This window comes from Streptomyces sp. NPDC058459 (assembly GCF_042721685.1).
Taxonomy (GTDB): Bacteria; Actinomycetota; Actinomycetes; order Streptomycetales; family Streptomycetaceae; genus Streptomyces.
On sequence record NZ_JBHXLV010000073.1, the window covers coordinates 18,472 to 27,689 of the forward strand.

At 74.2% G+C, this 9,218-nt stretch carries 7 protein-coding genes; 2 read left to right on the plus strand and 5 right to left on the minus strand.

The window, feature by feature from the left end; all coding sequences use genetic code 11:
• Positions 1-70 precede the first annotated feature (70 nt).
• Positions 71-1,039 carry a lysylphosphatidylglycerol synthase domain-containing protein gene (locus ACFWN1_RS16155; protein WP_384362172.1) on the plus strand — a complete coding sequence of 323 codons (969 nt, stop codon included), beginning with the start codon at positions 71-73 and terminating at the stop codon, positions 1,037-1,039.
• A gap of 33 nt (positions 1,040-1,072) precedes the next feature.
• Here ACFWN1_RS16155 and ACFWN1_RS16160 read toward each other — a convergent pair whose 3' ends face one another.
• On the minus strand, positions 1,073-1,279 hold the full coding sequence (locus ACFWN1_RS16160) for a hypothetical protein (RefSeq protein WP_384362175.1): 207 nt from the start codon (positions 1,277-1,279) through the stop codon (positions 1,073-1,075).
• 148 nt (positions 1,280-1,427) lie between these two features.
• Here ACFWN1_RS16160 and ACFWN1_RS16165 point away from each other — a divergent pair, with 148 nt between their 5' ends.
• A complete protein-coding gene (locus ACFWN1_RS16165; RefSeq protein WP_384362178.1) occupies positions 1,428-3,266 on the plus strand; it encodes a glycoside hydrolase family 15 protein in 1,839 nt (612 codons plus the stop codon).
• Positions 3,267-3,278: 12 nt separating this feature from the next.
• Here the strand turns inward: ACFWN1_RS16165 and ACFWN1_RS16170 are convergent, their stop codons facing one another.
• From ACFWN1_RS16170 to ACFWN1_RS16185, 4 genes are all read right to left on the minus strand, one after another.
• Positions 3,279-4,607, minus strand: coding sequence for a hypothetical protein (locus ACFWN1_RS16170; protein WP_384362193.1), 1,329 nt, complete (start codon positions 4,605-4,607; stop codon positions 3,279-3,281).
• 57 nt (positions 4,608-4,664) lie between these two features.
• Positions 4,665-7,403, minus strand: coding sequence for a SpoIIE family protein phosphatase (locus ACFWN1_RS16175; RefSeq protein WP_384362181.1), 2,739 nt, complete (start codon positions 7,401-7,403; stop codon positions 4,665-4,667).
• A 141-nt stretch (positions 7,404-7,544) separates the two neighbouring features.
• A complete protein-coding gene (locus tag ACFWN1_RS16180) occupies positions 7,545-7,814 on the minus strand; it encodes a YkvA family protein (protein WP_384362195.1) in 270 nt (89 codons plus the stop codon).
• Between the two features lie 105 nt (positions 7,815-7,919).
• Positions 7,920-9,101, minus strand: coding sequence for a hypothetical protein (locus ACFWN1_RS16185; protein ID WP_384362184.1), 1,182 nt, complete (start codon positions 9,099-9,101; stop codon positions 7,920-7,922).
• Positions 9,102-9,218: the final 117 nt, after the last annotated feature.

Here is a 9,218-nt window from a genome sequence, read left to right on the forward strand (position 1 = left end):
GATCCCGTCGTGGCGTCCGGTTTCCCCGGGCGTCGGCGACGGGTGCTTCCGTGAAGGGGGAGGGGTGCCGATGACCCAGGACGCTCCCGAAGTGCTCCCCGTTCCGGCCGGCCGTCCGGCTACGCGCGTGCGAGGTCTCGTCTGGCAGGTGGGCCTGCTGGTCTGCGTCCTGCTCGTCCTCGCCTACCTCACCCAGCGGTACTGGCCCACCGTGCGCGGTGGCGCGGTGCGGCTCACCGAGGCCGACCGGGGCTGGCTCTCGGTCGGGGCGGTCGCCGCCGTGGGCACCTGGGCGGCCTCCGCGCTCGCCCAGCAGGGGGCGGTCGTCGAGCGGCTGCCCGGTGCCCGGCTGGTCGCGGCGCAGTTCGCCGCCTGCGCCGCCAACCATCTGCTGCCCGCCGGGATCGGCGCCGGAGCGGTGAACCTGCGGTTCCTGCTGCGCTGCGGGCTCCCCATGGGCCGCTCCGCCGGCGCGCTGGCCGTCAAGGGCGGCGCCCAGGGAGTGGCCAGACTGGCGCTGATCGCCCTCCTGGTGCCGTTCTGTCCGGGGCTGCTGCGCGTACCCGGACTGCCCCTGGTCTGGCTTCTGGGCGCGCTGGGCGGAGCCGTGCTCGTCGTGGCGGTCGCCGCCGGGCCGCTCCGGCCGCGCTGCCGCCGTGCGCTGACCGCCCTGCTGGCCGATGTCCGTGCCGTGCACATCCGGCCGGCGCGCGCCGTCGCCCTGTGGGGCGGGTCCCTGGCCTTCGCCGCGCTGCACTGCGGGGTGCTCGCCGCCGTGGCGCGTGCCGTCGCGCTGCCGCTGCCCGCGCCCGAGGTGGCCCTGCTCTACCTCGCCGCGAGCAGTGCGGCCGCCCTGCTGCCCACGCCGGGCGGGCTCGGCTCACTGGACGCGGCGCTCGTCCTCGCGCTGACCACATCCGGCGCTCCCGCCGCGACGGCCGCGTCCGCCGTGCTCGGCTACCGCATGCTGACCGTCTGGCTGCCCCTGCCGCCCGGCCTGCTCACCCTCGCCGTACTGCTGCGCCGCAAGGCGCTGTGACGGCGCTCCCCCGGGGATGCCCGCAGGCGTTCTTCAGGGCAGCAGCTTCTCGACCGCCGCCGAGCCCTCCGTCTCCAGCTTGCGGCGGGCCCAGTCCAGACTCTTAGGAGTGACGTCCCTGCCCGCCGCCATCACCAGGTCCTCCGGGGTGATGTCGCCCGCCGGGGCGGTGTGCAGCAGGGCGTCGGGGGTGCAGTGGTCGTCGACCGACCGGGACTCTTCGGGCGTGGAACTCGACATGATGCCTCCTCCTCGGTCCGGATGGGCGCATCCGTGCCGGTGCCGCCGAACGGGGCACACTCTCACCATCGGCCGCCGGACGCCCGCGCGCATCCCGGGGGACCTACGCTGGATGGGCAGCCGCACACCAGCACGGGAGGCCGCGACGATGGCCGAGACGCCCTTCCAGCAGGAGACCCGGCAGAGCCGCCGCTATCTGCCGATCGCCGAGCACGGCCTCATCGGGGACCTGCGCAGCGTGGCCCTCGTCGGCAGCGACGGCACCATCGACTGGTACTGCTCGCCCTCCTTCGACGCCCCCAGCGTGTTCGCCGCCCTGCTGGACGCCGAGCGCGGCGGCCGCTTCGAGCTGGCCGCCTCCGTCCCCGCGCACACCAAGCAGTTCTACTTCCCCGACACCAACGTGCTGATCACCCGCTTCTTCACCGAGGAGGGCGTCGGCGAGGTGCAGGACTTCATGCCGGTCGGCGCCGCACGGCCCGGCGAGGAGGCCCGGCACCGGCTGATCCGCCGCGTGGTCTGCGTACGCGGCACCGTGCCCTTCCGGGCACTGGTCGCCCCCCGCTTCGGCTACGCCGCCGAACCCCACACCGTGCGCGAGGAGGAGGACCGGCTGCTGTTCGACGCCGGGGACCACTCCCTCGCGCTCACCGCGACCGTGGCCATGGAGTGCGACGAGCGGGACGCGCGGGCCGAGTTCAAGCTCGGCGAGGGCGAGACCGCCGTGTTCGCCCTGGACCAGGCGGGCGGCGAGATCGCCCCGCGCGGCTGCGCGCACGCCGAGGCCGAGGACGAGTTCAACGCCACCGTCGACTACTGGCGCCGCTGGCTCGCCCAGTCCCGCTACCGGGGCCGCTGGCGCGAGATGGTGCACCGCTCCGCCCTCACCCTGAAGCTGCTCACCTACGCCCCCACCGGCGCCATCGTCGCCGCCCCCACCACCAGCCTGCCCGAACAGCTCGGCGGCGAGCGCAACTGGGACTACCGCTACGTCTGGGTCCGCGACGCCGCCTTCGCCGTGTACGCCCTGCTCCGCCTCGGCTTCACCGGCGAGGCGGAGGCGTTCATGTGCTTCCTCACCACGCACATCAGCCCCGGCGACGGCGCTACCGAGGGCCCGCTCCAGATCATGTACGGCATCGACGGCCGCACCGAGCTGCCCGAGTACGAACTCCCGCACCTGGAGGGCTACCTGGCCTCGGCCCCGGTCCGCGTCGGCAACGCCGCCGCCCCGCAGCTCCAACTCGACATCTACGGCGCCCTGATCGACTCCATCTACCTCTACGACAAATGGGCCCAGCCCATCTCCAGCGGCCAGTGGGACGACGTGTGCCAACTGGTCACCTGGGTGTGCGACCACTGGGACCAGCCCGACGAGGGTGTCTGGGAGACCCGGGGCGGCCGCAAGCCCTTCCTGTACTCCCGGCTGATGTGCTGGGTCGCCATCGAGCGCGCCATCCGCCTCGCCAACCGCCGCGGCCTGCCCGCCGACCTGCCCCGCTGGCGCGGCGCCCGGGACGACATCTACCGCCGCATCATGGACCGCGGCTGGTCCGAGGAGCGGGGCGCCTTCACCCAGTGCGAGGACAGCGACGTACTCGACGCGTCCGTGCTGATGATGCCGCTGGCCAAGTTCATCGCGCCGACCGACCCCAAGTGGCTCTCCACCCTCGACGCCCTCACCGAGGACCTGGTCTCCGACTCCCTCGTCTACCGCTACGACCCCGAGGCCAGTCCCGACGGCCTGCGCGGCGACGAGGGCACGTTCTCCATCTGCTCCTTCTGGTACGTCGAGGCCCTGGTCCGCGCCGGCCGCGTCGACGAAGCCCGCCTCGCCTTCGAGAAGATGCTCACCTATGCCAACCATCTCGGCCTGTACGCCGAAGAGATAGGCCGCACCGGCGAACAACAGGGCAACTTCCCCCAGGCGTTCACCCACCTCTCCCTCATCAGCGCGGCCTTCAACCTGGACAAGGCACTGGGCTGAGCCGCCCCGCCGTCAGGCGAACCGCGAACTCGGCACCGGACCCGGCGAGCTGAGCCGTGCGCGGGGGCCCTGTAGCCATGTGCCGCGCACGGCGGCCGCGAACGCGGTGAACACCTCGTCGGAGTCGTCGGGACCCTCGCCGTCGCCTGCATCGGCCGCGAGATCCTGCGTACCGGCCACGATCAGGGCCGCCAGCTCCTGCTCCGGGCGGTCGTCCGCCGCGCCGCGCTCGACACCACCGTCCGCGCCCTGCCGGAGCTGAGCGCCCCAGGGGGCCGTCACGACCTGGTGCAGCAGGGTCACGCTGTCCGCCGCGACGACGGGCGGGTCGGTCCAGCAGCTCGCGTGCTCGTGCAGCACCTGCCCCGGCGCCCGCTCCAGCAGCTGCCCGAGGATCTCCGGGCCGTCCTCGTGCTCGGCCAGCGCGTTCAGGTCGTACGCCACCACCACCGTGTCCTGCCGGCCGGGTGCGAACGGCTCCGCCGGGAGGGCCAGGACCTCCGCCGCGGCGAGGCCCAGGACGCGGGAGTCGCGGTCCGGCAGCAGCGACACCGACCGGGGCCGCACACCGGTGGCCGCCAGCAGGGTCCGCAGCCGCAGCAGGCCGCGCAGGCACAGCGTCTTCTCGTCCTGGAGGAAGGCGTAGCGGCCGGTCATGCCCGCGTCGAAACCGTACGGGGAGAGTGTGCCAAGGACGGTGCCGCCCAGCACGTACTGCCAGCCGCGCAGGTCGCTCAGGTCAAGCGGGCCCGCCTGCTCAGCGTCCGCCGCGCGCCGCAGCATCAGGTTCTGCCGGTCCCGCGTGGGCTGCCACGTCTGGTCCTCGGGGTCGTTCAGCGGCGCGTGGTGGCGCCGGGCCGCCGCCAGGTCGCCCGCCATGAGGCTGTTGAACACGAGCAGATAGCGGTCCGGCCACTCGGCGAACCGGTCCTCGTACCGGGCGAGTTCGCCGGCCGCCTCACGGTGGCGCCCCTCATCCTCGTACGCCGAGACCAGCTCGCGCAGGATGCCGAGGGAATCCGGGGCTGCGCCGAGCGCGACGCGCAGGGCGGGAATCGCGAGGAACGGGACGCCGCGCTCGATGCAGGCGTACCCGAAGCCGAACAGGGCGCGCGGCTCCCCGGAACCAGCGGCGAGGGTGGACGCGGCCGTGGCCAGGTCGGTGAAGTCGGCCGCCCTGGCGGCCCGTTCGACGACGAGGGCCATCTCGGCGAGCGGCGCCTCCTCGGCAGCACCGCGCAGCAGCCGGAGGGCGCCGGGGACGTCCGAGGAGTCCAGCGCCTCCCAAGCCTTCTGCAGATCCGGGGAGTTGGGACGGCGGCGCTTCCTGCGGGAGAACATGGACGTGATCATGTCTCCCACCAGCGGCCCGGTACAAGGCATTTGTGCGACGCGACGCTACGGCAGTGGCTGGTCCGCCCAGATGATCTTGCCGTGCGGGGTGTAGCGGGTGCCCCAGCGGTCGGAGAGCTGGGCGACCAGGAAGAGGCCGCGGCCGCCCTCGTCGGTGCTGGCGGCGTAGCGGAGGTGGGGGGAGGTGGTGGTGCCGTCGGAGACCTCGCAGATCAGGGAGCGGCCGCGCAGCAGGCGTACGCCGATGGGGCCGCGGCCGTAGCGGATGGCGTTGGTGACCAGCTCGCTCAGGACCAGCTCCGTGGTGAAGGTCAGCTCCTCCAGGTCCCAGTCGGCGAGCCGCCGGGTCACCTCGGCGCGGACCTCCGCGACGGCCGCCGGGTCGGCCGGCACCTCCCACCGGGCCACCTGGTCCGCGCCGAGGACCCGGGTCTCGGCCACGATCAGCGCGACGTCGTCCGCCGGGCGGACCGGCAGCCGGTCGAGGACGACGCGGCAGGTCTGCTCCGGCGACGCGCCGGGCGCGTGCCGCAGGGCGTCCCGCAGCATGTCCAGCCCCTCGTCGATGTCCCGCTCGCGGTCCTCCACCAGCCCGTCCGTGTACAGCACCAGCCGGCTGCCCTCCGGCAGCTCCAGATCGGCCGTCTCGAACGGCAGCCCGCCCAGACCCAGCGGGGGACCGGCCGGCACGTCCGGGAACTCGACCGTGCCGTCCGGCAGGACCAGCGCGGGCGGCAGATGCCCGGCCCGCGCGATGGTGCAGCGCCGGGACGCCGGGTCGTACACCGCGTACAGACAGGTCGCGCCGGTGAGGGCCGCCGCGCCGTCCTCCGGGGTCTCGTCCTGGTCGAGCCGGGCCACCAGCTCGTCCAGCAGGCCCAGCAGCTCGTCCGGCGGAAGGTCCAGCGAGGAGAAGTTGTGCACCGCGGTACGCAGCCGGCCCATCGTCGCCGCCGCGTGCAGGCCGTGCCCCACCACGTCGCCGACCACCAGCGCCACCCGCGCGCCGGGCAGCGGCAGTACGTCGAACCAGTCGCCGCCCACCCCCGACTGCGCGGGCAGATACCGGTAGGCGATCTCCAGCGCGTCCTGCGCGGGCAGTGTGCGCGGCAGCAGGCTGCGCTGGAGGGTCACCGCCATGCTGTGCTCGCGGGTGTAGCGGCGGGCGTTGTCGATGGACACCGCCGCCCGCGCCACCAGTTCCTCCGCCAGCGCCAGATCCTCGGAGTCGAACGGCTGCGGCTTCTCCGAGCGCCAGAAGGTCGCCACCCCCAGCACCAGGTTGCCCGCCCGCAGCGGGACCGTGATCAGCGAGTGCACGCCGTACTCGACGATGTGCCCGGTCCGCTCCAGGTCCTGCGCCTGCCAGCCCGGCGCCTCCCGCAGGTCCGGCTCCACCACGGACTGCCCGGTGACCAGGCTGCGCGCCGGCGGCGAGGTCGGCACGAACCGGATGCGCTCACCCAGCGGATACATCGGGGCGTCCTTGCGGATGCCGCTGAACGCCGCCCGCCGCATCTCGTTGCCCGGCCTCGGCTCCTCGCCCTTGAGCACCGCGTCGAACAGGTCCACCGTGACGAAGTCCGCGAACCGGGGCACCGCCAGCTCGGCCAGCTCCTCCGCCGTCCGGCTCACGTCCAGACTGGTGCCGATGCCCACCCCGGCGTCGTACAGCATGTTCAGCCGCTCGCGGGCCGTGTCCGCCCGGCCGGACACGGCGCGCAGCTCGGTCGAGTCCCGCAGCGTGGTGACGCTGCCGGGCGGGCCGCCGCGCAGATCGGTGGGGCGCTGGTTGATCGCCAGCAGCCTGTCCTTGACCAGGTGCACCTCGTCCGTGGCGACCCGGCCCGAGGAGAGCAGCCCGGCCGTCTCGTCGTCCAGTCCTAGCTCCAGCACATTGCGCGTCTCGGCGTCCTCGGGCAGGTCCAGCAGCCGGTGCGCCTCGTCGTTGGCGAGCAGCAGCCTGCCGCCGTCGCCGACGATCAGCACACCCTCCCGGACCGCGTGCAGCACCGCGTCGTGGTGCTCGTACATCCGGGTCATCTCGTAGGGGCCGAGGCCGTGCGTCTGGCGCAGCAGGCGCCGGCTGACCAGCGCCGTGCCCGCCGTGGCCAGCGCGAGCGCCGCCGCGGCCGCCGCGAGCAGCAACGGCACCTGCTGGTCGGCGGCCCCGCCGACGTGCGCGGTGGTGATGCCGGCCGACACCAGCCCCACCACCCGGCCGTCCGAGTCCCGTACCGGGACGATCACCTGCACCAGCGGCCCGATCGTGCCGGTCAGCTCCTCCACCACCGTGTCCCCGCGCAGGGCGGGCCCGATGGTCCCCACGAACTTCTTGCCGATCCGGTCCGGGTCGGGATGGGTGTAGCGGATGCCGTCGGTGTTCAGCACGACGATGAAGTCCACCCCGGTCGTCCTGCGGGCTGCCTCGGCGGCCGGCTGGAGGACCGCCGTCGGGTCCAGGGTGCGCAGCGCGGCCGCCGTACCCGGGGCGCTGGCGAACGCCCCGGCGGCGGACAGGGAGCGGTTACGGGCCTCCAGATCGCTGTCGTGCCGCACCTGGAGCACCTGCGCCACCACGGCCGACACCACCAGCAGCAGCACGATCACCACCTGGAACAGGAACACCTGCCCCGCCAGGCTGCGCCCGGTCACCGCGGCACGCACGACTCCGGGCGGCCCGTCGCCGACGTCATCGCCCTGATGCCGCGCACCGAAGGGCGCGCGCGGATGCCCGAAGGAGCGGGGCGCCCGCGTGTCGGGTCGGCCGGGCAGTCGGACCATGTGCCCATGTCTACACTGCCGCGCTCCGTGAGGCGAGGTCATCCCCCGAGGTGGCGGGCCCTGCGGCCCTGATCCGCGCTCACCCGGCGGGCGCAGACCCGTACGGTGTCCCCCGGTGCGGCCCATGCCGCCGGACACCGCTCAGAATTCGCCGGTCTTCCCCGGCAGCGGACGTGCGGCGCGCATGCTGCGCAGCGCGAGCAGCAGGACGCCGATGTCGTCCAGGTAGACCGGGTCGGGGAGCAGATCGGTCGGCAGCACCAGATAGAGGACGGCGCCCCAGAACACCCAGCGCGGCCCCGTGGGCAGACCCGCGTCACGCAGCGAGCGCCGGGTCCGGACCAGCCGCACCAGCAGGACGACGGCGAAGACCAGCACGACGGCCGCCGCGACGGCCGCGACAGCCAGCATGATCGTGGAGTTGTCCAAGTCCTTCACGCGCCCTGCCCCCTCCCGGTGCGCGGCCACCCGCGCCTTCGTTCCTTCTGCCCGCTGTGGCGCGCGGCAGCCGCGGGATCACACCCGGTCGCCGCCCCCGGCGGCCGGCCCGGAGTCAGGGGCGGCCTCAGAGGCGGTGCCAGGGGTCCCGGGCCGCTGCCCCCACGACGGGAGCCGCAGCCACTCGAACGTCCTGGTGAGCTGCTGCAACGGCGACTGGTCACGGGCCGAGGGGCGCTGCTGGGGCAGCACGGGCAACGGGGTGTCGCGGTACGCGGCCAGCGCCTCGTGGGCCTGCTCGGCGGCCTCCCGGTACAGATTCCGCGACCTCGTCATCGCCTCCAGCGCCTCCCGGTACCGCTCGACCCGGTGCCGCTCCCGCTCCAGCTCCTCCTGCGGGGTCGTCAGCGCCCAGTCGTCCCGCAGCTCCGTCAGCGCGTCACCGAGTCCCCGGGGCCGCGGCCGGGACAGCGAGGCGAAGTCCCGCAGAGCCGCGATCAGGTCGGCGGGCTCCGATCCGTCCAGGAAGACGCTGCGCACGCTGAACGCCTGCCGGTCGTAGCCGTCCGGCGCCGGGTCCCAGGGCAGCAGCACGGCACCGCCGCGCGGCACCTCCACCCCGAGATCCCTCAGGGCCCAGTTCACCGCCCGGAACTGCTGCGGACTCGCCCGGTGCTCGATCACCCGGTGCCGCAGCCCCGGTGGCAGCAGCCCCGCCAGCGGCAGCTTCCCGCCCTCGTCCGGAGTCATCGCCTCGTGCACGACCAGATTGACGCACCACGCCTCACGGGCCGCGTCCCGCAGCCGTCGGCGCATCTCCTTGTCGTCCAGCGGCAGCGCGTTGACCTGCCGGAAGCGCAGCCCCGGCACCGTGGGGTGGTGGTCCCACCCGCCGTCACCGCCCGAGGCCGCACCGCCCTCGGGCCAGAACAGGGTGGCCGGCGAGGGCCACGCCTCCTCCCACGGCTGCTCGGACTCCGCGACGAGCGTCCACTCGTGCCCCGGCCGCTCCGGCCCGGGGACGAGGGTGAGCCGGGCCCGCACGGTGACCGTGCCCCCGGCGCGCCAGCGCGCCTCGAAGACCCGGCGCGTGGAGCCCCCGGGCGCGGACGGCTCCGAGAAATCGTCCAGCTCCCCGCTCCTGTGGCGTTCTCTCAGGGTGCGGCGTACGACGTCCTCGGGGGTGGGACCGGTGTGACGGCCGCGGGCCGCCCAGAGCGTCTGCGGGACGGGGGCGCGGTCGCTGGTGGAGTTCGACATGGGCCAATCTGCTGGTGGGGGCCGGTGCGCGTCCCAGTATCACCGCTCGGTGCCGCCGTCGGGGCGCCGGGTCCCGGGGCGGCGCGTCGGGTGGAGGTGCGCGCGGTCGTGTACGCC